The 26331-nt window shown below is 68.3% G+C and carries 26 protein-coding genes and 1 pseudogene; 13 read left to right on the forward strand and 14 right to left on the reverse strand.

Annotation, left to right across the window (positions count from 1 at the left end; genetic code table 11):
* Nucleotides 1-13 precede the first annotated feature (13 nt).
* Together femX and ACWDA7_RS03545 are read right to left on the reverse strand one after the other, a co-directional pair.
* Nucleotides 14-1132 (reverse strand): peptidoglycan bridge formation glycyltransferase FemX, encoded by a 1119-nt coding sequence (gene femX / locus ACWDA7_RS03540; protein WP_450602554.1) that lies wholly within the window; start codon nt 1130-1132, stop codon nt 14-16.
* A 163-nt stretch (nt 1133-1295) separates the two neighbouring features.
* A complete protein-coding gene (locus tag ACWDA7_RS03545; RefSeq protein ID WP_359390568.1) occupies nt 1296-1613 on the reverse strand; it encodes a hypothetical protein in 318 nt (105 codons plus the stop codon).
* A gap of 263 nt (nt 1614-1876) precedes the next feature.
* Between ACWDA7_RS03545 and rpsF the strand changes: the two genes are divergently transcribed.
* The 4 genes from rpsF (at nt 1877) to rplI (ending at nt 3624) form a co-directional block, all read left to right on the forward strand.
* The gene (rpsF, locus tag ACWDA7_RS03550) at nt 1877-2167 is read left to right on the forward strand and encodes a 30S ribosomal protein S6 (RefSeq protein WP_359390571.1); all 291 of its coding nucleotides are present in this window, start codon (nt 1877-1879) and stop codon (nt 2165-2167) included.
* Between the two features lie 77 nt (nt 2168-2244).
* A complete protein-coding gene (locus ACWDA7_RS03555) occupies nt 2245-2841 on the forward strand; it encodes a single-stranded DNA-binding protein (RefSeq protein ID WP_450602555.1) in 597 nt (198 codons plus the stop codon).
* Between the two features lie 81 nt (nt 2842-2922).
* Nucleotides 2923-3159: a 30S ribosomal protein S18 gene (rpsR, locus tag ACWDA7_RS03560; protein ID WP_003949403.1), complete on the forward strand. Its 237-nt coding sequence runs from the start codon at nt 2923-2925 to the stop codon at nt 3157-3159.
* Nucleotides 3160-3177: 18 nt separating this feature from the next.
* Nucleotides 3178-3624 carry a 50S ribosomal protein L9 gene (gene rplI / locus ACWDA7_RS03565; RefSeq protein WP_359390577.1) on the forward strand — a complete coding sequence of 149 codons (447 nt, stop codon included), beginning with the start codon at nt 3178-3180 and terminating at the stop codon, nt 3622-3624.
* 156 nt (nt 3625-3780) lie between these two features.
* On the opposite strand, the gene ACWDA7_RS03570 is transcribed toward rplI, so the two are convergent.
* Nucleotides 3781-5118 (reverse strand): MATE family efflux transporter, encoded by a 1338-nt coding sequence (locus ACWDA7_RS03570; protein WP_450602556.1) that lies wholly within the window; start codon nt 5116-5118, stop codon nt 3781-3783.
* A gap of 458 nt (nt 5119-5576) precedes the next feature.
* On the opposite strand from ACWDA7_RS03570, the gene dnaB reads away from it, so the two are divergent.
* Together dnaB and ACWDA7_RS03580 are read left to right on the forward strand one after the other, a co-directional pair.
* Complete coding sequence (dnaB, locus tag ACWDA7_RS03575) at nt 5577-7046, forward strand: replicative DNA helicase (RefSeq protein ID WP_450602557.1); 1470 nt, start codon at nt 5577-5579, stop codon at nt 7044-7046.
* Nucleotides 7047-7118: 72 nt separating this feature from the next.
* The gene (locus ACWDA7_RS03580; protein ID WP_450602558.1) at nt 7119-8504 is read left to right on the forward strand and encodes a serine hydrolase domain-containing protein; all 1386 of its coding nucleotides are present in this window, start codon (nt 7119-7121) and stop codon (nt 8502-8504) included.
* A gap of 66 nt (nt 8505-8570) precedes the next feature.
* On the opposite strand, the gene ACWDA7_RS03585 is transcribed toward ACWDA7_RS03580, so the two are convergent.
* Together ACWDA7_RS03585 and ACWDA7_RS03590 are read right to left on the reverse strand one after the other, a co-directional pair.
* Complete coding sequence (locus ACWDA7_RS03585; RefSeq protein WP_450602559.1) at nt 8571-9023, reverse strand: N-acetyltransferase family protein; 453 nt, start codon at nt 9021-9023, stop codon at nt 8571-8573.
* A gap of 55 nt (nt 9024-9078) precedes the next feature.
* Nucleotides 9079-9537 carry a MarR family winged helix-turn-helix transcriptional regulator gene (locus tag ACWDA7_RS03590; protein ID WP_450602560.1) on the reverse strand — a complete coding sequence of 153 codons (459 nt, stop codon included), beginning with the start codon at nt 9535-9537 and terminating at the stop codon, nt 9079-9081.
* Between the two features lie 163 nt (nt 9538-9700).
* Here ACWDA7_RS03590 and ACWDA7_RS03595 point away from each other — a divergent pair, with 163 nt between their 5' ends.
* Nucleotides 9701-10912, forward strand: a complete 1212-nt coding sequence (locus tag ACWDA7_RS03595) for an MFS transporter (RefSeq protein WP_450602561.1) — start codon at nt 9701-9703, stop codon at nt 10910-10912.
* Between the two features lie 76 nt (nt 10913-10988).
* Here ACWDA7_RS03595 and ACWDA7_RS03600 read toward each other — a convergent pair whose 3' ends face one another.
* A complete protein-coding gene (locus ACWDA7_RS03600) occupies nt 10989-11858 on the reverse strand; it encodes a GNAT family N-acetyltransferase (protein ID WP_450602562.1) in 870 nt (289 codons plus the stop codon).
* A gap of 723 nt (nt 11859-12581) precedes the next feature.
* Between ACWDA7_RS03600 and ACWDA7_RS03605 the strand changes: the two genes are divergently transcribed.
* Nucleotides 12582-14003, forward strand: coding sequence for a globin domain-containing protein (locus ACWDA7_RS03605; protein WP_450602563.1), 1422 nt, complete (start codon nt 12582-12584; stop codon nt 14001-14003).
* Nucleotides 14004-14037: 34 nt separating this feature from the next.
* Here ACWDA7_RS03605 and ACWDA7_RS03610 read toward each other — a convergent pair whose 3' ends face one another.
* The 5 genes from ACWDA7_RS03610 to ACWDA7_RS03630 form a co-directional block, all read right to left on the reverse strand.
* Complete coding sequence (locus ACWDA7_RS03610; protein WP_450602565.1) at nt 14038-14520, reverse strand: NUDIX domain-containing protein; 483 nt, start codon at nt 14518-14520, stop codon at nt 14038-14040.
* A gap of 163 nt (nt 14521-14683) precedes the next feature.
* On the reverse strand, nt 14684-15589 hold the full coding sequence (locus tag ACWDA7_RS03615; protein WP_450602566.1) for a LysR family transcriptional regulator: 906 nt from the start codon (nt 15587-15589) through the stop codon (nt 14684-14686).
* A 258-nt stretch (nt 15590-15847) separates the two neighbouring features.
* Nucleotides 15848-17002: a cystathionine gamma-lyase gene (locus ACWDA7_RS03620; RefSeq protein WP_450602567.1), complete on the reverse strand. Its 1155-nt coding sequence runs from the start codon at nt 17000-17002 to the stop codon at nt 15848-15850.
* Entirely contained in the window at nt 16999-17490 is a 492-nt protein-coding gene (locus tag ACWDA7_RS03625) for a low molecular weight protein-tyrosine-phosphatase (RefSeq protein ID WP_450602568.1), read from the reverse strand. Before ACWDA7_RS03625 ends, ACWDA7_RS03620 begins: the two co-directional genes overlap by 4 nt.
* Nucleotides 17491-17499: 9 nt before the next feature.
* Entirely contained in the window at nt 17500-17877 is a 378-nt protein-coding gene (locus ACWDA7_RS03630) for a phage holin family protein (RefSeq protein ID WP_450602569.1), read from the reverse strand.
* 59 nt (nt 17878-17936) lie between these two features.
* Between ACWDA7_RS03630 and ACWDA7_RS03635 the strand changes: the two genes are divergently transcribed.
* The 4 genes and pseudogenes from ACWDA7_RS03635 (at nt 17937) to ACWDA7_RS03650 (ending at nt 20289) form a co-directional block, all read left to right on the forward strand.
* Nucleotides 17937-18254 carry a cupin domain-containing protein gene (locus tag ACWDA7_RS03635; RefSeq protein WP_432930033.1) on the forward strand — a complete coding sequence of 106 codons (318 nt, stop codon included), beginning with the start codon at nt 17937-17939 and terminating at the stop codon, nt 18252-18254.
* A 165-nt stretch (nt 18255-18419) separates the two neighbouring features.
* Complete coding sequence (locus ACWDA7_RS03640; RefSeq protein WP_450602570.1) at nt 18420-18632, forward strand: DUF5326 family protein; 213 nt, start codon at nt 18420-18422, stop codon at nt 18630-18632.
* Between the two features lie 396 nt (nt 18633-19028).
* Nucleotides 19029-19751 (forward strand): annotated as a pseudogene (locus ACWDA7_RS03645) (IclR family transcriptional regulator).
* A 100-nt stretch (nt 19752-19851) separates the two neighbouring features.
* Nucleotides 19852-20289 (forward strand): SsgA family sporulation/cell division regulator, encoded by a 438-nt coding sequence (locus ACWDA7_RS03650; RefSeq protein WP_450602571.1) that lies wholly within the window; start codon nt 19852-19854, stop codon nt 20287-20289.
* A gap of 185 nt (nt 20290-20474) precedes the next feature.
* Here the strand turns inward: ACWDA7_RS03650 and ACWDA7_RS03655 are convergent, their stop codons facing one another.
* On the reverse strand, nt 20475-21917 hold the full coding sequence (locus ACWDA7_RS03655; protein WP_450602644.1) for a YibE/F family protein: 1443 nt from the start codon (nt 21915-21917) through the stop codon (nt 20475-20477).
* Between the two features lie 229 nt (nt 21918-22146).
* On the opposite strand from ACWDA7_RS03655, the gene thiC reads away from it, so the two are divergent.
* Entirely contained in the window at nt 22147-23949 is a 1803-nt protein-coding gene (gene thiC, locus ACWDA7_RS03660) for a phosphomethylpyrimidine synthase ThiC (RefSeq protein ID WP_450602572.1), read from the forward strand.
* Nucleotides 23950-24099: 150 nt separating this feature from the next.
* Here the strand turns inward: thiC and ACWDA7_RS03665 are convergent, their stop codons facing one another.
* Both ACWDA7_RS03665 and ACWDA7_RS03670 read right to left on the reverse strand, forming a co-directional pair.
* Nucleotides 24100-24966, reverse strand: coding sequence for a hypothetical protein (locus ACWDA7_RS03665; protein ID WP_450602573.1), 867 nt, complete (start codon nt 24964-24966; stop codon nt 24100-24102).
* Nucleotides 24967-25158: 192 nt separating this feature from the next.
* A complete protein-coding gene (locus tag ACWDA7_RS03670) occupies nt 25159-26265 on the reverse strand; it encodes a metallophosphoesterase (protein WP_450602574.1) in 1107 nt (368 codons plus the stop codon).
* Nucleotides 26266-26331 lie beyond the last annotated feature (66 nt).

A 26331-nucleotide genomic window follows, 5' to 3' on the forward strand; every position in this document is an offset into this window, starting at 1 on the left:
GGGAACTCCGGCGTCAGCGGCGCGACATGTAGATGTCGAGCGCCTTGTGCAGCAGCTTGTTGAGGGGGAAATCCCACTCGCCGAGGTACTCGGCCGCCTGACCGCCGGTGCCCACCTTGAACTGGATGAGACCGAAGAGGTGGTCGGTCTCGTCCAGCGAGTCGGAGATGCCGCGCAGGTCGTAGACGGTGGCACCGAGCGCATAGGCGTCGCGGAGCATCCGCCACTGCATCGCGTTCGAGGGACGGACCTCACGGCCGATGTTGTCGGACGCCCCGTAGGAGTACCAGACGTGCCCGCCGACGATCAGCATCGTCGCCGCCGAGAGGTTCACGCCGTTGTGCCGCGCGAAGTAGAGCCGCATGCGGTTGGGGTCCTCGGTGTTGAGGGCCGTCCACATGCGCTGGAAGTACGACAGCGGGCGGGGCCGGAAGTGGTCGCGCACGGCCGTGATCTCGTAGAGCCGCTGCCATTCCTCGAGGTCGTGGTAACCGCCCTGGACGACCTCGACACCGGCCTTCTCGGCCTTCTTGATGTTGCGGCGCCACAGCTGGTTGAAGTTCTTGTGGACCTCTTCCAGGGAACGGTTGGCGAGCGGCACCTGGAAGACGTAGCGGGGCTGCACGTCGCCGAAGCCGGCGCCGCCGTCCTCGCCCTGCTGCCAGCCCATACGGCGCAGCTTGTCGGCCACCTCGAAGGCGCGGGGTTCGATGAAGTCCGCCTCGATGTCGCGCAGGCGCTTCACGTCCGGGTCCTGGATGCCCTGCTTGATGGAGGTGGCCTCCCAGCGCCGGATGATGACCGGCGGGCCCATCTTCACCGAGAAGGCGCCCTGCTGCTTGAGGTGGGCCAGCATCGGCCGGATCCAGTCGTCCAGATTCGGCGCGAACCAGTTGATGACCGGACCCTCGGGCAGGTACGCGAGGTAGCGCTTGAGCTTCGGCAACTGGCGGTAGAGCACCAGTCCCGCGCCCACCAGTTCGCCGCTCTTGTCGAACCAGCCGAGGTTCTCCGACCGCCACTCCGCCTTGACGTCTGCCCAGGCCGGGACCTGCATGTGGCTCGCCGACGGCAGGCTCTGGATGTACGCCAGATGCTGCTCGCGGCTGATCGTCCTCAGGGTCAGGCTCATTCGGGGCGCTCCTCGGGCTGGTGTGTCCCCATGGGTACAGGGGCTCCGGCTCTCGCGCCGAAGCCTACTGCGCCCCGTCGCCGCCCCGAATGGCCGTACGGAACCTGTGGGCCCATCGGGACCGTCCGACGGCCCTGCCGGGAGCCGTCGGACGGTCCCGCGCTCAACCGCCGACGATCCCGCCGAAGAGCCCGCCGTGGGCCATGCCGAGGAAGAATCCGATGGCCGAGGCCCCGAGGCCCAGGATCAGCCCGAAGCGCTGCCGGGTCGTGATGGAGACGAACTGTCCGTAGGCACCGGTGATGATCCCCACCAGGCCGGTCCAGGAGCTGATCAGATGCAGGCTGTGGAACATCGCCGTGACGAAGGCCGTGATACCGAGCACCAGGGTCACCACAAGAAGCGTGTCCTGGAGGGGATGGGCCTTTCCGTCCGTGGCGAAGAGAGAACCGGTCGTGTTGGGTCGCAATACCTGTGCCATGGGGCACCTCCTGCGGAAGGCGGCGCATCGTAGCGCCTTACACACCCGATGTGTACAGATTGACGGGCTACGCGGTCGGATTTCAACCGGAAGCTCGTGTGCGGGTACTCTGTACCGTCTGCACCGGTGTCTGCCCAGGCGGAGCCGGGTCAACCGTCGACTGGCCCCGATTGTCAGTGGCGGCCGATACCGTTGCGTACGCATCACAACCCTCCTGCCACGGAACGACCGTGGCCGCTGAGTCCAAAGGAGGTGGGTTCCACATGCGTCACTACGAGGTGATGGTCATCCTCGACCCCGATCTCGAGGAGCGCGCTGTCTCCCCGCTGATCGAGAACTTCCTCTCCGTCGTCCGTGACGGTGGCGGAAAGGTCGAGAAGGTCGACACCTGGGGTCGTCGCCGTCTCGCCTACGAGATCAAGAAGAAGCCCGAGGGCATCTACTCGGTCCTCGACCTGCAGGCCGAGCCTGCGGTCGTCAAGGAGCTCGACCGCCAGATGAACCTGAACGAGTCGGTCCTCCGGACCAAGGTCCTCCGTCCCGAGACCCACTGAGCCTCCCGCTCAGTTGATCCCGGGATTCGAGTAGCAGCACAAGCAGCCAGCAGCAAACCCGCCGAGAGGTTCCCCCAATGGCAGGCGAGACCGTCATCACGGTCGTCGGCAACCTTGTCGATGACCCCGAGCTGCGCTTCACCCCGTCCGGTGCGGCGGTCGCGAAGTTCCGCGTCGCGTCCACTCCCCGCACCTTCGACCGCCAGACGAACGAGTGGAAGGACGGCGAAAGCCTGTTCCTGACCTGCTCGGTCTGGCGTCAGGCGGCGGAGAACGTCGCCGAGTCGCTCCAGCGAGGCATGCGCGTCATCGTGCAGGGCCGGCTGAAGCAGCGGTCCTACGAGGACCGTGAGGGCGTCAAGCGCACGGTCTACGAGCTCGACGTCGACGAGGTCGGCGCGAGCCTGCGCAACGCGACGGCCAAGGTCACCAAGACCGCCGCCGGCCGCGGTGGCCAGGGTGGCCAGGGTGGTTACGGCGGCGGTGGCGGCCAGGGTGGCGGCGGCTGGGGCGGTGGCCCCGGCGGCGGTCAGCAGGGCGGCGCTCCGGCCGACGACCCGTGGGCGACCGGCGCTCCTGCCGGTGGCCAGGGCGGTGGCGGCTGGGGCGGCGGCTCCGGCGGCTCCGGCGGCTCCGGCGGCGGTGGCGGCTACTCGGACGAGCCCCCCTTCTAGGCCTTGGCTCCGGGTCCCCGGACCTGGACCGGTCGAGGGTGGGCCGTACCCCACACTTCTTGATCACACAGGAGAAACACCATGGCGAAGCCGCCTGTGCGCAAGCCGAAGAAGAAGGTCTGCGCTTTCTGCAAGGACAAGGTCACGTACGTGGACTACAAGGACACGAACATGCTGCGGAAGTTCATTTCCGACCGCGGCAAGATCCGCGCCCGCCGCGTGACCGGCAACTGCACGCAGCACCAGCGTGACGTCGCCACGGCCGTCAAGAACAGCCGTGAGATGGCGCTGCTGCCCTACACGTCCACCGCGCGCTAAGGGAAGGGTGACTGACCAATGAAGATCATCCTGACCCACGAGGTCTCCGGCCTCGGTGCCGCGGGCGAAGTCGTCGACGTCAAGGACGGTTACGCTCGCAACTACCTGATCCCGCGGAAGTTCGCGATCCGCTGGACCAAGGGTGGCGAGAAGGACGTCGAGCAGATCCGTCGTGCTCGCAAGATCCACGAGATCCAGACCATCGAGCAGGCCAACCAGGTCAAGTCTCAGCTCGAAGGTGTGAAGGTCCGCCTGGCCGTCCGCTCCGGCGACTCCGGCCGACTGTTCGGTTCCGTCACTCCGGCCGACATCGCTTCGGCGATCAAGGCCTCCGGTGGCCCCGAGGTCGACAAGCGTCGCATCGAGCTGGGCTCGCCGATCAAGACGCTGGGCTCTCACGAGACGTCCGTGCGTCTGCACCCCGAGGTTGCCGCCAAGGTCAACATCGAGGTCATCTCGGCCTGACGCCGTACTCGGCACAGCTGAAAGAAGGGTCGCACCCTCCGGGGTGCGGCCCTTCTTCATGGTTCTTGAGGCAATGCAGCACCCGCGCGGGGCGGTGCCCACGGCGGTGTGTTTCACGTGAAACGGACCAAGCCATGGGGATCGGCTCGGCCGGCGTCAGCGGGTCGCACCCGTCACGATCCAGCGGCCTGAGCGGGAGCGCAGCCACAGGGTGAGCAGCCGCACGGTCATCATCAGCGTCATCGCCGCCCACAGGGCGGTGAGTCCCCCGCCGAGGACCGGGACGAACAGAGCCACGGGAGCGAAGACCGCCAGCGTCAGCAACATCGCCCAGGCGAGATAGGGCCCGTCGCCCGCTCCCATCAGTACGCCGTCCAGTACGAAGACGGCACCGCAGATGGGCTGTGATACAGCCACGAGTACCAGAGCGGGCAGGGCCGCACGATGGACGACCGCGTCACTGGTGAAAAGAGGCAGGAAGAGCGGACGGGTGACAAGGACCAGCAGTCCGAGCACCACCCCGACGACGAGACCCCACTGCACCATGCGCCGGCACGCTTCATGGGCTCCCTGCGGATCATTCGCACCGAGGTACCGCCCGATGATGGCCTGCCCGGCGATGGCGATCGCATCGAGGGCGAAGGCGAGCAGACTCCACAGCGACAGGATGATCTGGTGCGCGGCTATCTCGGCGTCCCCGAGCCGGGCGGCGACAGCAGTGGCGATCATCAAGATGGCCCGCAGTGAGAGCGTACGGACCAACAGGGGAACACCCGCCTGCGCACTCGCACGTATCCCGGCCGAGTCCGGTCGCAGCGAGGCGCCGTGGCGACGAGCGCCCCGGACGACGACACGCAGATACACGGCGGCCATGCCGCACTGGGCGATGACGGTGCCCCAGGCCGAGCCCGCGATCCCCAGGTCGGCGCCATAGACGAGCCCCGCGTTGAGGGCGGCATTCGCCACGAAGCCCGCGACGGCGACGTACAGCGGTGTCCTGGTGTCCTGGAGTCCGCGCAGGACACCGGTCGCCGCGAGCACGATGAGCATCGCCGGGATGCCCAGGGCGGATATCCGCAGATAGGTCGTCGCGTAGGGAGCGGCGGTCTGCGAGGCGCCGAAGAGGTCCACGATGCCGGGGGCCGTGGGCAGAACGACGAAGATGAGGGCCGCCCCCAGCAGCAGCGCCAGCCAGATGCCGTCCACGCCCTGGCGGATGGCTGCCCGCAGGTCTCCCGCGCCGACCCGGCGGGCGACGGCGGCCGTGGTGGCGTACGCGAGGAAGACGAACACGCTCACCGCGGTGGTCAGCAGCGCGGAGGCGATGCCGAGCCCGGCCAGTTGGGCGGTGCCGAGATGACCGACGATGGCGCTGTCGGCCATCACGAAAAGGGGCTCCGCGACCAGTGCGCCGAAGGCCGGAACGGCCAGTCCGAGGATCTCCCGGTCGGGTCGGCGTCGGACGGCGCGGGATGCTGCGGGAGCCTGTGTCATGGCCACCAATCTAGTCGTCCACAGGTAAGAGATACAAAGCAATAGTGCCCCTTACTTCGGTTACGGTGGGACACGGCGCTGTGTACCGTTCGCGGGGATCTTGACCCTGCTGGGGATGTTTTTCTTCTGCACAGCCAGTGGATGGGAAAGGCGCAGGTCAAAGGCGTTTGGGTGAAGCACCCGAGTGCTTGTTCACAGGCCTGTCCACCGGGTTGTGCACAGGTTTTGCGGAGTTCTCCACAGCATCCGGGCGCTCGTCCACATGGCCTGTGGATAACCAGATTGGCTGGCGGTGCCGACGGGCCTACCGTGGTCCGGCGCCCGCTTCATCCTCCGGCCTCGGAAAACGTGCAAAACCGACGCGTCTGAACGGAGCCGGGCCTCTCGATTTGTCAGTGCCGTGCCCTAGAAAAGAGAGGCACGGCGAGGTCCGCGGGGCGGACGGGAGGAGGCGGCTCGTGAGCATTTCCGAGCCCTTGGACGACCCCTGGGCCGACATCGGTCCCGGCGATCGTGTCCCCGCCTCCCGCCGCGGCGGTGGCACCGGGCGTGACGAGCAGCACGAACGCGGGCCGGACAGCAGCGCGTGGGACGGTGGAGGCTCCTCCTTCGAACGCGTGCCTCCGCAGGACCTGGACGCCGAGCAGTCCGTCCTCGGCGGCATGCTTCTGTCCAAGGACGCGATCGCGGACGTCGTCGAGGTCCTCAAGGGCCATGACTTCTACCGGCCCGCGCACGAGACGATCTACCAGGCGATCCTCGACCTGTACGCCAAGGGCGAGCCGGCCGACCCCATCACGGTCGCCGCCGAGCTGACCAAACGCGGTGAGATCACCAAGGTCGGAGGTGCCTCCTATCTGCACACCCTGGTGCAGACGGTGCCCACCGCGGCGAACGCCGAGTACTACGCGCAGATCGTGCACGAGCGCGCGGTCCTGCGCCGCCTGGTCGAGGCCGGCACGCGGATCACTCAGATGGGATACGCGGCCGACGGCGACATCGACGAGATCGTCAACAGCGCCCAGGCCGAGATCTTCGCGGTCACCGAGCAGCGCACGGCCGAGGACTATCTGCCCCTCAGCGAGATCATGGAGGGCGCGCTCGACGAGATCGAGGCGATCGGCTCCCGATCGGGGGAGATGACCGGCGTGCCGACAGGCTTCACCGATCTCGATCAGCTCACCAATGGTCTGCATCCCGGTCAGATGATCATTATCGCCGCCCGTCCCGCCATGGGTAAGTCGACGCTGGCGCTGGACTTCGCGCGGGCGGCGTCCATCAAGCACAACCTGCCGAGCGTGATCTTCTCACTCGAAATGGGCCGCAACGAGATCGCGATGCGTCTGCTGTCCGCCGAGGCTCGTGTGGCCCTGCACCACATGCGGTCCGGCACGATGACGGACGAGGACTGGACCCGTCTCGCACGGCGTATGCCGGACGTCTCGGCCGCTCCGCTGTACATCGACGACTCGCCGAACCTGTCGATGATGGAGATCCGCGCCAAGTGCCGCCGCCTCAAGCAGCGGAACGACCTGAAGTTGGTCGTGATCGACTATCTGCAGCTCATGCAGTCCGGCTCCAAGCGGTCCGAGAGCCGGCAGCAGGAGGTCTCGGAGATGTCGCGAAACCTGAAACTGCTCGCCAAGGAGCTGGAGTTGCCCGTCATCGCACTCTCGCAGCTCAACCGTGGCCCCGAGCAGCGGACGGACAAGAAGCCCATGGTGTCGGACCTGCGTGAGTCCGGGTCGATCGAGCAGGACGCCGACATGGTGATCCTCCTGCACCGCGAGGACGCGTACGAGAAGGAGTCGCCGCGCGCCGGCGAGGCGGACATCATCGTCGGCAAGCACCGTAACGGCCCCACGGCGACCATCACTGTGGCCTTTCAGGGGCATTATTCCCGTTTTGTGGACATGGCGCAGACCTGATCCGCCCTCTGCCGTCGGTGCTGCCGCACATATGCACTCGACGCGGAATCCCGGGCCAGGTGGACTGTAGCCATGACGACATCTCAAGCAGAGCTGCTTCCCGCCACGCGCCGGGCACTGTCGCACCGCATCGCGGTCGCGCAGGCCGAGGGACGGGCGCCGTCGCTGGTGGCCGCGGTCGTCCGGGACGGGCAGGCGGTGTGGCACGGCGCGCGCACCTCCGTGGACGGCCACGCCCCGGACGAGAACGTGCAGTACCGGATCGGATCCATCACCAAGACCTTCACCGCGGTCCTTGTGCTGCGGCTCCGTGATGAGGGCCTCGTGGATCTCGGCGACCCGCTGGAGAAGTACCTGCCCGGCACCGGCGCGGGGGAGGCGACCATCGCCGAACTGCTGGCCCATACGGGAGGCCTGGCGGCCGAGTCGCCCGCGCCGTGGTGGGAGCGCACGCCCGGTTCGCTGCGTCCCGAGCTTGTGGACGTGCTGGGCGAGCAGCCGCTGAGGCATCCCGTCGGCCGTAGATTCCACTACTCCAACCCCGGCTACACGCTGCTCGGCGCCCTGGTCGAGGAGGTGCGCGGAGCCGCCTGGGAAGACGTGCTGCGGCGTGAGGTGCTCGAACCTCTGGGGCTGCGCCGGACAAGTGGCCGATCGCGGGCACCGCACGCGGGCGGATGGGCCGTGCATCCCTGGGCGGACGTGATGCTCCCCGAGCCCGCCGAGGACCTCGGACGGATGGCACCGGCCGGCCAACTGTGGTCGACCACCGGCGATTTGGCCCGTTTCGCCGTCTTCCTGGCCCGTGGCGACGACCGGGTGCTGAGCGCGCAGTCCGTACAGGAGATGCGGACACCCGCTGCTCCGGCCGAGACCGCGGACCTGGCGGCCGGTACCGGCTATGGCCTCGGTCTGCAGCTACAGCACCGGGACGGGCGGCTTCTCGCGGGGCACTCGGGCTCGCTGCCCGGGTTCCTCGCCAACCTCACCCTCAGCGTCGAGGACGACATGGCGGCCGTGGTGCTGGCCAACTGCACATCGGGTCCGCAGGTGACCGCCCTCGCCGCCGATCTGATCGGCATCGTGGCCGAGGCGGAACCCAGGATCCCCGAGCCATGGCGGCCGCTGCCGGAGGTCGATCCGGCCGTACTGGAGTTGACGGGCCAGTGGTACTGGGGAACGCAGGGTTTCATCCTGCGGCTCGTGGCCGACGGAGGTGTCGCGCTGGAACCGCTGTCCGGAGTGGGCCGCCGCTCACAGTTGCGGTCCAACGGTGACGGGACGTGGACCGGGCTTGACGGCTACTACGCGGGAGAGGTTCTGCGGCCAGTACGGCGAACGGACGGATCCGTGAGCCACCTGGACCTCGGCTCGTTCGTGTTCACGCGGCAGCCGTACGACGAGGGCGCTCCCGTGCCCGGGGGCGTGGACCCGGAGGGGTGGAGCGGCATCCGCTAGACGCCGCTGTAGCGTCGCAGGGGTGTGTTTCACGTGAAACGCGCCCCTGCGTCCGGAACGGCGCTGTCAGAGCACCAGCTTGAAGCCCATGTGCGAGGCCTCGAAGCCCAGGCGCTTGTAGAAGCGGTGGGCGTCGGTGCGGGTGGCGTCGGAGGTCAGCTGGACCAACTGACAGCCCTGGCGCCGGGATTCGTCGATCGCCCACTCGATGAACTGCGTGCCGAGTCCACTGCCGCGTTCGTCGGAGTGGATGCGTACGGCCTCGATGATCGACCGGGTCGCACCCCGGCGGGACAGTCCGGGGATGATCGTGAGTTGAAGTGTGCCGACGACACGTCCGTCCCTTTCGCCGACCACAAGGTGCTGGTTCGGATCACCGCTCACCCGCTCCAGTGCGCTCAGATACGGCGCCAGATCGTCCGGCGACTCGCGCTGGGCACCAAGCGGGTCGTCGGCCAGCATGGCGACGACCGATGGAATGTCTTCCGCGACGCAGGGGCGTATCTCAAGGTCTCCCATGCTCGCACCCTATGCGGGTGCCCTGGCTGCCGCGTGTCCAGGGCGCCGGGGCAACCTACGCAGATAGGTGCAACGACTCGACCGCGCGGACCAGGGGCGCCAGCTCGGGGTTCTCGGCCGCGTCGTCCAGCGCCTCCCGCAGAGCGGCGTCATTGGTGGGACGGGCCGCCTCGAGCAGCTGAAGGCCGACGGCGGTGACGTTGGTGTAGATGCCACGACGGTCGGTCGGACAGAGGTAGCGCTCCAGCAGGCCGCGGTCCTCGAGCCTGGTGACGAGCCGGGTCGTCGCGCTCTGGCTGAGGACCACCGCGTCGGCCACCTGCTTCATCTGCAGATGTCCCCCCTCGCCGTCGTGCTGGCGGCTGAGCACGTCCAGCAGGGAGTACTCCCGCACGCTGAGCCCGTGCTTGCTCTGCAGGGCGCGCTCAATACGGGCCTCAATCCTCCCGTGCAGCAAGGAGAGGGCGCACCAGCCCTGGGCAAGGGCGGTGAGCGCAGGGTCCGTCGCTGTCATGGCGTCTTTCCTCCGTCCCAGATGTCGTATCCACCCGTCCCAGAGGTGGTATCCACCCAGGATAGACCACTCTCGCAATAGACTGCGCTTGCATATATCAAGCGTCTGCAATTATTGTGATAGCACGCAAAGCGCTCATGCAATCGCTTGGAAGGTCTTCCTCATGCCTCTCGCGCTTCTGGCCCTCGCGATCGGGGCCTTCGGGATCGGAACCACGGAGTTCGTGATCATGGGCGTGCTGCCCGAGGTCGCAGGCTCCTTCGGAGTCTCCATTCCCACTGCCGGACTGCTGGTGACCGGCTATGCCCTCGGCGTGATGTTCGGCGCCCCGATCATGACCGCGCTCGGCACCAAGGTCTCCCGCAAGCGGATGCTGATGCTGCTGATGGGCCTGTTCGTGCTCGGCAACCTGCTCTCGGCGATGGCCCCGACCTTCGGTCTGATGCTGGCGGGCCGGGTGGTCGCCTCCCTGGCCCACGGCGCGTTCTTCGGCATCGGCTCGGTGGTCGCCGCCGAGCTGGTCGCCCCGGAGAAGAAGGCCGGGGCCATATCCATGATGTTCAGCGGTCTGACCGTCGCCAACGTCATCGGAGTCCCCCTCGGCACTTTCGTCGGTCAGTCCGTCGGCTGGCGGGTCACCTTCGGCCTCGTCGCCGGGCTCGGCGTGATCGGACTGCTCGGTGTCGCGAAGCTCGTACCCGATATGCCCAAGCCGGCAGGTGTGCACCTGCGCCATGAGCTGGCCGCCTTCAAGAACGCGCAGGTGTTGCTGGCGATGGCGATGACCGTCCTCGGCTTCGGCGGTGTCTTCGCGGCCATCACCTACATCGCGCCGATGATGACCCACGTCACCGGCTTCGCGGACGGCTCGGTCACCTGGCTGCTGGTCCTCTTCGGCCTCGGTATGGTCGGCGGCAACCTCATCGGCGGCAAGTACGCGGACCGTGCCCTGATGCCGATGCTGTACGTGTCGCTCGGCGGCCTGGCTCTCGTGCTCGCGCTGTTCACCCTCACCGCGCACAGCAAGGTCCTGGCCGCGCCCACCATCGTGCTGATCGGCGCCCTGGGCTTCGCGACGGTCCCTCCGCTGCAGAAGCGGGTCCTGGACCACGCCCATGGAGCTCCGACCCTCGCCTCGGCCGCGAACATCGGCGCCTTCAACCTCGGCAACGCCCTGTCCGCCTGGCTCGGCGGCATCGTGATCGCCGCCGGCCTCGGGTACACCGCTCCCAACTGGGTGGGCGCGGCGCTCGCCGGGTCCGCTCTGCTGCTGGCGTTCTTCTCGGCCGCGCTGGAGCGGCGGCAGACGGCTCCTGGCAGGCCTGCGGCGGAGGGTGCCGTCTCCGGCGAACCTCACCTGGCCGTGCACCGCTGAGCGGGCAGCTCACGGCCGTTGACGCGAACGCGTGTCTCCGGGACTCCGGAGGCACGCGTTTCGCATCACTGCGGACTCAGCCCGCGGCCACCGTCACCGGAGCGAAGCGCCGCGTCCAGTCACCGGGCAGGTCCGGGACGCCGTACGTCATGACCGCGTTGAAGCCCACGGAGGCGAGCCCGCGCTCCTTCAGCCAGGTGAGCAGGCTCTCGTGGCGTACGTCGACGTCGGTGCGCAGCGGCCGGTCGGTGCAGGCGGCGAGCGATGCGACGAGTGCCTTCGCCGTCTCTGTGTCGCGGGCGATGAGAGGGCCCACGACATGGGTGTCCATGTTGGGCCAGAGGGCCGCGTACCCGATGATCCGCCCGCCCTCCTCGGCGACATGCAACTGATCCGCGAAAGCCGGCAGCCGTGTGATCACATGCGTGCGGTCGACGCCGAACACTTCCTCATCGAGCCGGACCAGATGGGCCAGGTCTTCCCCGGTGGCCGGACGGGTGGCGACGGTCGGCGGAGGGCCTCCGGCCCGGAAGGGGCCACGCACCATCTCGGAGCCGCCGGTGACCTTGAAGCCGAGTTCCTCGTAGAGGGGGCGACCGTATGGAGTCGCGTACAGCGTCAGCGGGGTGGTCGTGTCCGTCTCGGCCACCACGTGCCGCATCAGTCGGCGGCCGATGCCCTGGCGCGCGTGGCGCTGGGCGACGAGCACCATACCGATGGCGCAGAGGTCCGGACGGTGGCGAGACCCGTACTCGGTCACGACGCAGGCGCTGACGAGCCCGCCAGCGGGGTCGTCGATGCCATACCCCCTGCCGGCGGCAAGAAGCAGCCCCCACTTGTGTTCCTCGCGGGGCCAGCCCCGGTCCTCGGACAAGTCGGCGCAGGCGATGAGATCGCGGGGCGTCAGACGGCGGATGGGCAGAGCGGCGAGGGGAGGTGTCGACACGCAGGTCAGGCTGTCCGACTTGGGGCACCGGCGTCCACCGCTTTGCGGTCGAACGCACACGCTTTTAGCCATGTCATGCCGGAGCGCACAGGACCGGATCAGATGTTTCACGTGAAACGGCAATGACCTGATCACGACTGATCGGTACTGGGCTGATGACTCGTCATGACTCAGAGGACCGGGATGAGTCATGCGACGGTGAGAAAGGGAGAGCGCAGATCTTCTCGCACTTGGCGAGACTTCATCGCATCACGGAGCCGAGCAGGATCTCCGGGATGCTGGTGAATGAGTATGCCGTGCCCGGTAATTGACGCAGATTCCGGTTCGCTCGGCCGACACTTCATGGCGGACTGAGGGGGGACTTGTGCATGGCACGGCGACCGGTATGGTCGAGTCCGGTTCGCCTCCGGTGTGATGTGCGCACGTTCCGCAGGGCGCGAACGCAAGCCAATGCAGCCTAACGAGACGGAGAGATCCAAGTCCCGCCTTTCCCGCTAAGCGACCGGGCGTGAAGGCTGAGTGGAAAGCTGCGGTGAGGTTACTGCGGCCTATGTCACACTCCCCCCTTACTTGTCCGTACGCAGCGGGTTTCCGGGTTGACTGTGCCGCATTGGACGTCAAGCGACCGAACGGGGAAAGCAGGGCTGTCAGCGGGGGAAGAAAACACCCTCCGACCGGGGAAGTGCGCAGACCGACCGGAAGATGTTCGAGGCGAGGCACACCATGGACGCTCCGACCACCGCGTCGGCCGACAACGGCACCTCCGGCGACAGCGGCGGGGGCGGCTGGTTCACACCCCACAGCCAGTCCCCGACGCCTCCGGGCGGGGAGCCCCCCACGCCGGAGGGCAGCCGTCTCGCAGCGATGCGTCCCGTCGGCCGTTCGCCCGTCGGCGACGTTACCCAGCAGGGACGAATACAGCCGACGGCGAACACGCCGCAGCACCGGCACAGCGAGCCGGAGCCCGCCCATCAAGGGATCCGCCCCGAGCCCCGCGTCCCGGCCCAGCCCTCCGCCCCGGAGGCTCAGGCGTCTCCGGACGCCGTGCTGATCCGGCAGACCATGTCGGAGATCGGGCCCATCGCGGACAAGGTCACCTCGTACTTCTACGCACTTCTCTTCGTGCGCTATCCCCACTTGCGGTCGCTGTTCCCCGCCGCGATGGACACCCAGCGGGACCGGCTGCTCACCGCACTGCTGACCGCTGCCGAGCACATCGACAACACCGAGGTCCTCGTCGCCTATCTGCAGAACCTGGGCCGCGGCCACCGCAAGTACGGCACGCGGCCCGAGCACTACCCGGCGGTCGGCGAATGCCTCATCGGCGCGCTGAGCAAGTACGCCTCCGCGATCTGGGACAGGGAGAGCGAGGCCGCCTGGGTGCGGGCGTACACGACGATCTCCCAGGTGATGATCGACGCGGCGGCGGCGGACGAGTTGCGCGCCCCGGCCTGGTGGCACGCGGAGGTCGTGTCGCACGATCTGCGCACCCCGGACGTCGCGGTGATCACGGTGCGCCCCGACCAGCCCTACCCATTCCTGGCCGGGCAGTACACGAGCGTGGAGACCCCGTGGTGGCCGCGGATATGGCGGCACTACTCCTTCGCCTCGGCGCCGCGCTCCGACGGACTGCTTTCGTTCCATGTGAAGGCGGTCCCGGCGGGCTGGGTCTCCAATGCGCTGGTGCACCGCGCCCGGCCCGGTGACGTCATCCGTCTCGGCCCGCCCGCGGGCACGATGACCGTCGACCACACCAAGGACAACGGACTGCTCTGCCTTGGTGGCGGCACCGGCATCGCGCCCATCAAGGCCTTGGTGGAGGATGTCGCGGGGCACGGCGATCGGCGCCCCATGGAGGTCTTCTACGGTGCCCGCACCGACCACGACCTGTACGACATCGACACCATGCTGCGGTTGCAGCAGAGCCATCCCTGGCTCTCGGTCCGTCCGGTCGTCGACGCACTGGCGCATGTCCAACTACCTGACGTCATTCGCGAGTACGGGCCCTGGCACGAGTACGACGCTTATCTCTCCGGCCCACCCGGAATGATCCGCAGTGGTGTGGACGCGCTCCGGAACATCGGTATCCCGTCGGAGCGCATCCGCCATGACTCCGTGGACGAACTGGCCGTGGCCGAACGCTGAATGCCGGACGGGAGTGCCGTTCTCGGTCCGGAGATCAGCCCAGGTCGGGTGCGTGCATGGCACGTACGCCCTCGATGTTGCCGTCGAGGTAGTGGCGCAGGGACAGCGGCACCAGATGGACGGACGCGATGCCGACCCTGGTGAAGGGCACCCGGACGATCTCGTACTGGCCGGCGGGCTCCTCGATCTCGGGCCCGTGCCGCAGACGCTCGTCCATGGACTCCAGGCGGCAGACGAAGAAGTGCTGGACCTTGACTCCGGTCGCGCCGCCGCCTTCGCCGATGTGCTCGACGGTGTCGACGAAGCAGGGCACCACGTCGCTGATCTTGGCGCCGAGTTCCTCGTGTACTTCGCGGTGGAGCGCGTCGACGACGGTCGCGTCCGACGGCTCGACCCCGCCGCCCGGTGTCACCCAGTAGGGATCGACTCCGGGCTTGGTGCGCTTGATGAGAATCAGGTCGTCGCCATCGAGCAGGATGGCGCGGGCGGTGCGTTTGACCACGGGGCGAACGGTCATGGGTGGAATGTGGCCCAACCCGTTCCACGTGAAACATCGTGGAGCCCACACGAGGTGGAACCAGATGTGAACACGCGGTGGCGTCGCCTGGCGGACCTGGCCCACGGTCCAGCCCTGTCGCCTCCGTTCGTAGGGTTCGTATCGCCTTCGCTCCTGGTCGGCCTCATCCCCAGTCGGCCGCCGTCCGCAGCAGCCACTCATGGGCTCGGGCGATGTGCGGCATGGCCAGTGTCCCCGTGCGGACGACCAGGAAGTACGTCCGCAGTGGAGGGACGGCCGGCTCATGGAGTGCCACCACATCACCGCGCTCCAGCGCCGCGGCACAGAGGTAGCGCGGCAGCACGGCGAGCCCGGCACCCGTGGTGGTGCAGGCCAGGACCGCACGCAGATCGGGGACGATGACTGTGCCGGGGGCGGTCGGGCGGGAGTCGAAGACGGAGGCCCAGTAGCGGGAGACGAACGGCAGCGACTCGTGCACCTCGACCACCGGGAGGTTATCCAGCCCGTGTGCGTCCGTGCGGCGTGGTGTACCGGGGCCGCCGGTGCGGGAGGCCCAGCGCGGCGCCGCGACCAGAACGTGCTCCTCGTCGCACAGCGGGGTCGCCGTGAGCAGGGCCCCGCGCGGCCGGGCCGTGCTGATGGCCAGATCGTGGTGTCCGGCGGCAAGGCCCTCGAGGGTCTCGTCCGCGTTTCCGAAGGTGGCGCGCAGGGCGATCCCCTGGCTGTCCTCGGCCAGTGCCGCGAGCGCGGGCAGGGCGCGCTCGGCGGTGAACTCGGGTGGTCCGGCGAGATGGAGGGTGCGCGGTGAGGACTGCTCGTCGAGCCCGGTCTCGGTGATCTCCACCAGGGCGTCGAGATGGGGCGCGGCCTTGTGCGCGAGTTCGTCGCCGATGGTCGTGGGAGTCACACCGCGGGCCTGGCGCAGGAAGAGAGGGCGGCCCAGCTGCCGTTCCAGGGTGCGGATCTGGGACGTGACCGCCGGTTGGGAGAGGCCGAGCAGCGCTGCGGCACGGGTGAACGAGCCGGCCCGGTGCACGGTCACGAAGGTGCGCAGCAGGGCCAGATCCATGGTGCTACCTTGCCTCCCCACACCCGCGACCGGGCTCAACTATAAATAAGTCGATAGGTCTCTGTCGCTACTGTGATTGGACACTGACACAGAGTCAACTAGCCTTGTTCGCACGGTTCTTCGCGCGCGGAACCGGGACGGTCCGAGCCACGAGGGGGGAGGCTCGGACCGTCCGTCGTCCGTATACGAGGTTTCGGGGGCGGCCCTCGCCTCCCTGTATGTACGTAGCCGAAGCAGTGGATGCCGCTCAGGAACCGGTCATTCCGCCGACTCGTCGAGTGCACGCAGCACATCGGCCACCAGGTCCTCAGGATCCTCGGCGCCGGCCGAGAGGCGGATGAAGCCCTCGGGCACCGCGTCACCGCCCCAGCGACCACGCCGCTCCGCGGTGGACCGGACGCCCCCGAAGCTCGTCGCGTCGTCGACGAGGCGCAGTGCGTCCAGAAAGCGATCGGCACGCGCCCGTGTCGGCAGCGAGAACGACACCACGCACCCGAAACGCCGCATCTGCTGCGCCGCGGTCTTGTGCGAGGGATCGTCGGGCAGCCCCGGATAGCGCAGACCGGTCACCTCGGCGCGGGCGCGCAGTGCTTCGGCGACCGCGAGCGCGTTGGCGGTCTGGCGGTCGGCGCGCAGGTGCAGGGTGGCCAGCGAGCGGTGCGCGAGCCAGGCCTCCATCGGACCGGGGATCGCCCCGACGATCTTGCGCCAGCGGCGCACGGAGGCCATCAGCCCCGCATTCCGGGACACCACGTACCCGAGCAGCAGGTCCCCGTGCCCGGTGAGCATCTTGGTGCCGCTGGCCACGGAGAAGTCGGCACCCAGCTCCAGCGGGCGCTGGCCGAGGGGTGTCGCTAGGGTGTTGTCGACGGCGACGAGCGTCCCCTGCGCGTAGGCCGCCGCCACGAGCCGCCGCACGTCGCAGACGTCGAGCCCCGGGTTCGAGGGGGTTTCCACCCACAGCAGTTTCGCGCCGTCGAGGACGTCGAGCTGGGCATCGCCGCCGGTCGGCGCGGTGCGCACCTCGATGCCGTACGCGGTCAGCTGCTCGCGCACCAGCGGCAGCACCTGATAGCCGTCCGCCGGCAGCACGACGGTGTCGCCGGCGCGCAGCTGGGAGAAGAGGACCGCCGAGATCGCCGCCATGCCGGAGGCGAAGGCGAGCGTTTCGACGCCGTCCTCGCCGGGCGCCTCCAGCTCGCCGATGGCCCGTTCCAGATGGGTCCACGTGGGGTTCTCGTCACGTCCGTAGGTGTACGGGCCGGTCGGCTCGCCGGGCAGGTGGAAGTGCGCCGCGAAGACGGGCCCCGGCAGAGTCGGCTCGTACTTGACCGGCTCCGGCAGTCCCGCCCGTACCGCGCGGGTGCCGTCGCCGATTCCCGCGCCGGATGTGCCGAAATCCCCTGATGTCATGCTGCCCGTCCCTCCAGGTGCTCGCGTACCGCGGCGAGCAGACCGGTGCTCGCCCCTTCCACCATCTCAAGACACGCCTCGAATCCGTCCATCCCCCCGTAATAGGGATCCGGTACGTCGAGGTCGTCGCCGGCGGCCGGGTCGTACGAGCGCAGCAGCCGAATCTTCGCGGCGTCCTGCGGGGTGGGCGCGAGGCGGCGCAGTGCCTTGAGGTGGCCGGTGTCCAAGGCGATCACGAGGTCGAGGCGGGAGAACCAGGAGGGCTGGAACTGCCGGGCGGTGTGATCGCTGCCATAGCCCTGCTCCTCCAGGGCGGCGACCGTCCGCGGATCGGCGGGGTCCCCCTCGTGCCAGCCGCCCGTGCCGGCGCTGTCGACCTGGACCTGGTCGTCGAGACCGGCCTCTTCCACCCGCGCACGGAAGACGGACTCGGCCATCGGCGACCGGCAGATGTTGCCGGTACAGACAAAGCAGACGGAAAAGGTCATAAGGCCCACTCAGTCCTCGTCGGGCAGCACCACGTGCAGCGCCCAGGAGACGATCGAGATGATCAGGCCGCCGAGGACGGCGGTCCAGAAGCCCTCGACATGGAAGCTCAGATCCAGCTTGCCCGCCACCCACGAGGTGAGCAGCAGCATCAGGGCGTTGACCACCAGGGTGATCAGGCCGAGCGTCAGGATGAACAGCGGGAAGGTCAGCACCTTCAAGATCGGCTTGACCAGGAAGTTGACCAGGCCGAAGATCAGCGCCACGACGATCAGTGTGCCTATCTTCTTGCCGGTGCTGTTACCGGTCAGGGTGATCTTGTCGAGCAGCCACACGGCGACGGCGAGGGCCCCGGCGTTGGCGATCGTCTTGACTACGAAATTCTTCATGTGTCTGATCGTGGCAGACGGGATCACCGGCGAGTAGCGAGCAAGGGCGGTCAACTGCGATGAAGGCATTCCGGCTGGACGAACTGGAGGCGGAGCGGGCTGCCAACGACGGTGCCTATCTGCAGTTCCTCCGGGAGCGGAACATGTCCGTGGGCCTGTACGCACTCGATGCGGGCGACCTGGACTCGCAGAAGCCGCATCAGCAGGACGAGGTGTACTTCGTGGTCAGCGGACGTGCCTCGATCACCGTGGGCATGGAGACCACGCCGGTCGCACGCGGCAGCGTCGTCTATGTACCCGCCGGCGTCGCACACAAGTTCCATCACATCACCGAGGACCTGAGGGTTCTGGTGGTGTTCTCTCCCCCCGAGAGCTGAGGCCGGTCTCAGGGTTCCCTAGGGGAACGGTCAGGGGAGGACGGGGGACACCAGGCCTCCGCTCCGGCCCTCGGCGGCCCTAGCATCGAGGGCAGGACAAGGATCCCGGAAGCAGAGCCCCCGAACTGTGCGTGGGGCAACGGGCGGAGAGACAAGGACAAGGCGATGCGAGAGATCTTCGCGGGTTTGCCGTGGTGGGTGAAGTGGATCGCGGTGCCGGTCATCGCCCTGGTCGTCTTCGGCGGCCTGATCGCGTCCGTCATCGGCTTCGTCATCGGGCTGCTGTTCAAAGTGCTGCTCTTCGTCGCACTGGTCGGCGGCCTGATCTACATCGTGCGGAAGTTCCTGTCGGGCTCGTCGTCGCGCAGCGACTGGTGAGCAGACCGGAGCATGCCGAGCGGGCGGGGCGGGCGACGGTACGGAGCGCGGCCGGACACGTGCCGGGGTGGGCGGACCGGAACAGACGGCCGGTAACAGGAATCTGAGGTTCGCTCGGGCGGGGGAAGTTTCCTCGGTGAGGCCGTCGCAGGGCGCCATTGGACCGTTAGAGTCCGGAGTTCGACGCGCGGCAGGCCCCGCGCGCGGCGCATCCCCTCCCGTGTCCCCGCACGGGAGGCCCTCCTCGCGCTCCGGGAGTGATCCTTGGCCACGGTTGGCACCGCACGCGCAGACTACTCACCCGCGCCGCCCGCCCCGCCCGCGCAGCGGCGCGCATCACCGGCGGAGGAGCGTCTCCCGCCCGTGCAGCCGCAGTCCACCACTCTCATCGGCTCGGTGCAGCGGGCGATGCGGCTGCTGGAGGCCGTCGCCGACCGTGAGCACGGAGCCCCCGCCAAGCAGTTGGCCCGCGAGGTCGGCCTGGCCCTCCCCACGGCCTACCACCTGCTGCGCACCCTGACCCACGAAGGCTATCTGCGCCGGGACAAGGGGCTGTTCTTCCTCGGTGACGCCGCCGAGCGGCTGAGCGGCAGTGCGGTCCAGCAGAAACGTCGCAGCACGATGGACGACGCACTCGCACAATAGCGTGATTCGATCGGTGCTCCTGTTTACTACGCGGTCTATCGCGACGGAGAGATCGACGTCCTCAGCGTCGCCGACAGCCCGGGCAGTCCGGCCGTCGCCGAGTGGGCCGACTTCCGTGAGACCGCCCACGCCCATGCGCTCGGCCAGTGCCTGCTCGCGCAGCTCGACGAAGAGTCCCGGCGGGACCACCTCGACCGCTACCCCCTGCAGTCGATCACCCGATACACCGTGCGCGACGAGCGAACTTTCCTGCGGAGACTGGAACTTCTGGGGCGGATGGACCCCGTCATCGAGCGCCAGGAGTACGCGCTCGGGACGGCTTGCGCCGCGATTCCCCTCACGGCCGGGACGGCGGCGGCTGTTGCCATCTCCCTGCCCTCGCACCAGGCCGACCGGTTGCTGCCGGCGGCACTTCAGTTGCAGGCCGAGGTCGGACGGCTTCCAGGGACACTGACTTTCTCTATCAGCATCTGAAAACTCACTCCTTGTGATATGCCATACACGTTCAGCAAACTTCATGCATGTGTCAGGGGGATCATTCCTGGCCAGTCCACGGCTATTGACGGGGTAGGCGATGCGTGAGTCGGTACAGGCAGAGGTCATGATGAGCTTTCTCGTCTCGGAGGAGCTCTCCTTCCGCATTCCGGTGGAGTTGTCCTATGAGACGTGTGATCCGTATGCCGTACGGCTTACCTTCCACTTGCCCGGCGACGCGCCCGTGACCTGGGCCTTCGGACGCGAGTTGCTGGTCGACGGGGTGGGCAGGCCGTGTGGCGACGGAGATGTGCACATCGCCCCCGCCGAGCCGGACGCCTTCGGCGATGTGCTGATCCGGCTCCAAGTGGGCGCGGACCGGGCTGTGTTTCGCTCGGGCGCGGTGCCGCTCGTGGCCTTCCTCGATCGCACCGACAAGCTGGTGCCGCTCGGGCAAGAAGGCTCGCTGGCCGACTTCGACGCGCATCTGGACGAGGCTCTCGACCGGATTCTGGCCGAGGAGCAGAGCGCGGGTTGAAGCCGCCTGCGGCGCTGTAACGGTTCCTCGTGGACGCGGGGCGCAGCAGGTGCCGTAACGGTTCCTCGGCGCCGTGACGGGCTCCTGGCGCCCCTTCACGAGGGGCGGGAGTGACAGGGCCGCGGAGTCGCCGGCACGGGCCGGACGCGACCGCCGCTGCACGCCCTCGCACGGCTTGGGCCGTCTCAGCGCTTGCGGCGGCGTCCCCTGCCGGCACGGGCCGCTGTCATGGCCGGTGCGACGGCCTCCTGGCGGTCGGCGGAGACGACAAGGGCGGCCAGGGCCGTGGTGACCGGTACCGACGCGACCAGTCCGATCGAGCCCACAAGGGTGCGCACGATCTCCTCGGCGACCAGTTCGCTGTTGGCGACCGACACCACACTGCTCTGCGCGATCGAGAAGAGCAGCAGCAGCGGGAGGGCGGCGCCCGCGTACGCCAGGACCAGCGTGTTGACGACCGAGGCGATGTGGTCGCGGCCGATGCGGATGCCCGCGCGGTACAGGTCACGCCAGCCCATCGACGGATTCGCCTCATGCAGTTCCCAGACGGCCGACGTCTGCGTCACGGTCACATCGTCGAGGACACCGAGTGAGCCGATGATGACGCCGGCGAGCAGCAGACCGCTCATGTCGATGTGCGGATACAGGCCGTGGATCAGACCGGTGTTGTCGTCCGTGTTGCCGGTCAGCGCGGCCCAGTCGATGAACTCCGAGCCCAGCAGGCCGATGAGTGACAGCGAGATCAGCGTGCCGAGCACCGCCACGGACGTACGGGCCGAGAGTCCGTGGCACATATACAGAGCGACGAGCATGATGGCGCTCGCCCCCACCACGGCCACGAGCAGCGGATTCGCCCCCTGAAGGATCGCCGGCAGGACGAAGAGGTTCAGGAACATAAAGCTCACGGCCAGCGCGATGAGCGCCATGACACCACGCAACCGGCCCACGACCACCACGGCGACGGCGAAGATGCCCGCGAGCAGAGCCATGGGGAACTTGCGGTTCACATCGGTGACCGAATACTGCAGGTCCTTCGGAGCGGATGGTTCGTACGCCACCACGACCTTCTCGCCCTCATGCAGTTGGCGTGACTGGTCCGGCTGGACGATTTCCGTGAAGGTGCGACCGCTGTCATTGCCGGTGTCGACGCGGACCGTTGCCTTCTTGCAGGTGCCGCTCGATTCCTGCACCGCGGAGGAGTCCTCGGCGGTGGAGGTGTCACCGGTCGGGGTGTCGCCCGAGGCATTCACGGACTTGCAGTCCACGTCCACGACCCTGGTCACCGTGGCCTGCTGGGTCTGCCGGTCGAAGCCGACGCCGGTGCGCTTGTGCGAGGGCACGCCGCCCGGCCACAGCACCACCAGGCCCACGATGACCGCCGCGGTGAAGGGAATGAGGATCGCGGCGATGACCCTGCGCAGATGCCGGGAGACGGGAGCTGCGGGCCCATGACTGTGCGCATGCGAATGGCCGTGGCCGTCGCCGGATCCAGGTCCGTGGCCACCTCCATGACCGTCCCCGGGTCCCTCGCCGGAGCCGTGACCGCCTCCGGGGCCATGGCCGTGGGTCTCGCCGGGGCCATGGTTGTGCGGTGGTCCGGGAGGCGGATAGGACGGCGGATGCTGCATCGTGGTCACCGACCGATCATCGCAAGAAGGTGTGAGGCGCACTGTGCAGCCCGTGCAATTAGACGCTAGCGTGAGAGGACCTTTGCACACGCGGGAGCTCGGAGCACCGGGCTGAGAGGGCGCTGACCTCCGCCGACGCGATGTTTCACGTGGAACATCGCCGGGCGGAAACCGCTGCGTCGACCGCTGAACCTGTTACCGGGTAATGCCGGCGTAGGGAGTAGGTCTCATGGCCAACAAGGACGTACACACGCCTGCCTCCGATCAGGGGGAACTGTCACCGGAGGCCGGAAGGTCCATCGGATGGCACAAGGCGTATGTCGGGGGTTCACGCCCTGATCTTCGAGTGCCGGTCCGTCAGGTGCACCTCACCAATGGGCAGTCGGCCGCCCTGTACGACACCTCCGGCCCGTACACCGATCCACTCATGGAGACGGATGTCCGCAGGGGGCTGGCGCCGCTGCGGGAGAACTGGATCATCGGCCGTGGCGACACCGAGGAGTACGCGGGTCGCCCGGTCCGTCCCGAGGACGACGGGATCAAGCACACCGCGCCGCGGGGCGGGTTGCGCAACCTCGACGCGGTCTTCCCGGGGCGGCCGCGTCAGCCCCGCTGCGGCCGGGCCGGCACGGCGGTCACGCAACTGGCCCATGCGCGACGTGGTGAGATCACCCCCGAGATGGAGTTCGTGGCGATCCGGGAGAACGTGTCGCCCGAGGTCGTCCGTGAGGAGATCGCGGCGGGACGCGCGGTTCTCCCCGCCAACGTCAATCATCCGGAGACCGAGCCGATGATCATCGGCAAGCGGTTCCTGGTGAAGGTCAATGCCAACATCGGCAACTCCGCGGTGACGTCTTCCATCGAGGAAGAGGTCGAGAAGATGACCTGGGCGACCCACTGGGGCGCGGACACGGTCATGGATCTGTCCACAGGCCGCAACATCCACACCACGCGCGAGTGGGTGCTGCGCAACTCCCCCGTGCCGATCGGCACGGTGCCGCTGTACCAGGCCCTCGAGAAGGTCGACGGTAAAGCGGAGGAGCTGACCTGGGAGATCTACAAGGACACGGTCATCGAGCAGGCCGAGCAGGGCGTGGACTACATGACGGTGCACGCGGGCGTACGGCTGCCGTACGTACCGCTCACCGCGAACCGGAAGACGGGCATCGTGTCGCGGGGCGGCTCGATCATGGCCGCGTGGTGCCTCGCGCACCACAAGGAGTCGTTCCTGTACGAGAACTTCGAGGAGCTCTGCGAGATCCTCGCGGCCTACGACGTCACGTACTCGCTGGGCGACGGTCTGCGGCCGGGCTCGATCGCGGACGCCAACGACGCGGCGCAGTTCGCTGAACTGCGCACTCTGGGGGAGCTCAACCGGATCGCCCGGCGCTTCGATGTACAGACGATGATCGAGGGCCCGGGCCATGTCCCGATGCACAAGATCAAGGAGAACATCGAGCTTCAGCAGGAGATCTGCGACGAGGCACCGTTCTACACGCTCGGGCCGCTGACGACGGACATCGCCCCGGCGTACGACCACATCACCTCCGGCATCGGTGCCGCGATGATCGCCTGGTGGGGCACGGCCATGCTCTGCTACGTCACACCCAAGGAGCACTTGGGCCTGCCCAACCGCGACGACGTCAAGACGGGTGTCATCACCTACAAGATCGCCGCTCATGCCGCGGATCTCGCCAAGGGGCACCCGAGCGCTCAGGACTGGGACGACGCGCTGTCCGACGCCCGCTTCGAGTTCCGCTGGGAGGACCAGTTCAATCTGGCTCTCGACCCGGGCACGGCCCGCGCGTTCCATGACGAGACCCTCCCGGCCGAGCCGGCCAAGACGGCCCACTTCTGCTCGATGTGCGGGCCGAAGTTCTGCTCGATGAAGATCAGCCGAACCATCACCGAGAAGTACGGCGACATCGCGGCCGAACCCGACTACGACGAAGCCGCTCTCGCGGGCATGAAGGCGAAGTCCGAGGAGTTCGCAGCCCACGGCAACCGGGTCTACCTCCCGCTCGCCGACTGACGCTCCGGCCCGGACGTAAGATCCGGCCCGCGCTCGGGAGCGCGGGCCGGACTTCGGCGGGCGGTGCGGGCCGGCCCCCGGGGGGCGGCCCGGAGGGAGGCCAGTGGCCACGCTCGCCGCTGCTGCCGGCGGGCCGTCGGCCGATGGCCGTCACTCCGGCTGATGTTCGGGCCCCCCGAAGTCTGGGCTGGTGAAGTCCGGGCTGGTGAAGCTGGGACGTGGCCCCGCGGCCGGACCGCCGTCGGGACTGCTGAACCCCGGACGGTCGTAGCCGAGATGCGGGATGCGGGTGGGGGCCGTTTCCGGTGCCTTCCGGCTCATCGCGGCCGACCCAGGGTCGGCGAGCGCATCACGGAGGAACGGCAGGATGCCGCGCTCCAGCAGGGCCTCGTGCCAGGCTTCCCGAGCCCTGGCCACTTCCACCGTCAACTCGCTCCCTGCCACCTCCTCCCTTTCCGAGGAACTGTTGCGCAGAGCGGTGAGCAGCAAGCCGACCGCGGCGATCAGGATCGCCGCCGCGGTGACCGCGCCGAAGACCCACCCGGTGGTCAGGAGGGTCCGTGCGAACGTCTGGTCGGGGTCGACCACCTTGAGGATGTAACCCACGAGTAGGAAGATCGCCGCGGCGGCACCGGCGAGGAGGGGAGCGAGGACCGTGACGACGGCACCGGCTCCGGCGCTCGCGGCGGCCTCTCCCACAGTGGCCGCGAGCCCCAGGCCGTCCATCTCCGGATCCACGGAACCGGCGGTGTTCTCATGGACGGACGGGGTGGACGGCGCCGGCCGGCGCAGTTCCTCGCGGACGTTCACATAGCGGTGGTACTCGGCGGCCGCCCCCGCGGTGATGAATGCGGTGGCGTTCAGCGCCATGGTGCGCAGTTGTTCGGGGTTGAGCCGCTGTCCCACAGCGGCCAGTTCCGGGCGGTGTGGTGCGGAGCGCAGCGCCTCATCGAGGACCCGCTCATAGTCTTGGCGGTCCTCGCTCAGCAGGTGCTGCGGAACGCTGTTCATGTGCATCCCCCGATGCTCCGTAGGGCTTGGGACTCGGCATGCTGACGAGCCGTCGGGCAGAAACGGAGGGGAGCCTGCTACGGATAAGGCGATGGTAGAGCGGCGACGGCACACGGTGACAGGGGGTTTCCAGAAATTGGGCCTGGGTCGCGCGGCCTTCGAGGGGTTCCGGGCGGCGGACGCGTGCCTGGTGAACGCCTAGGCGTTCAGGGGAAGTTGCTGGACGAGCAGCTTTCCGGCCATGGTCACTCCGCCGTCCATCGCGATCGCCAGCCCGTCGGCATAGACGTGCGGGCCCTCGACCACCGGACCGGTGGCGTCCTCGCCCTCTTCCGAGCCGACCTCGCCCAGCAGGTACGGAATCGGGCTGTGGCCGTGGACGATGCGCCTGCCGCCGTATGTCTCCAACAGGGACCGCACGGCGTCGGCGCCGCCTTCGTCGCGGAAGGAGAAGCGCTTGGTGAACTTCCGGAACAGGTCCCACACCTCGTCCGCGTCGTTGCGCGTGAGCGTTTCGTGGACGGTGTCGTTGACCGCTTCGATGGAGTCGCCGTAGTCGAGGTAGGCGGTGGTGTCCGAGTGGACCAGAAGATGTCCGTCGACCTCCTCGACCGCGTCCAGACGCGCCATCCACTGGAGGTGGTGGTCCTGCAGGCGGTCCATGTCCGTCTTCTGGCCCCCGTTGAGCAGCCAGGCCGCCTGGAAGGTGGCGGTCCCGGCGCCGGAGCTGACCGGGGTGTCGCCGAACCGCTTGGCGCCGAGCAGCAGCAGCTCGTGGTTGCCCATGAGCGCCTTGCAGTAGCCGCCGGCCGCGGCCGCCTCCGCGGACAGCCGCATCACGAGGTCGATGACGCCGATGCCGTCGGGCCCGCGGTCGGTGAAGTCGCCCAGGAACCACAGGCGCGCCGTGCCCGCGGACCAGTTGCCCGCGGCGTCGATGAGGCCCTTTTCCTGGAGTGCCGCCACGAGCTGGTCGAGGTAGCCGTGGACGTCCCCGACGACGAAGAGCGGACCGGGACCGTCGGTGGGCTGCGGGGCGGGTGCGGACGCGGGGTCGGCGCTCAGCAGGGTGTCACCGCGGTCGATGACCGGGAGGTCCCGCTCGGTGGGTGTGTAGGCGTCGGAGTGCTCGTGGGGGTGTCCCTCGGGCGCGGCGACGGGCTGGGCGAGCTCGCCGGGGGACGTGCTCTGCGCATACGGACCGGTCTCGTGGACGTACGCGGGTACCCGGAAGTCGCGCATCGTCGCCGTGCGCTCCACCTCGGGTCCCTGACCGGCCCCCTGAGTCATCGACCCCTCCACCATCCCGCCGCATCTGCACCGCTTCGGACTGTCTGGTCGCAGCGGCCCGCGGTGTCGTGCGCCCATCAT

Source organism: Streptomyces sp. NPDC001156, from assembly GCF_053598275.1.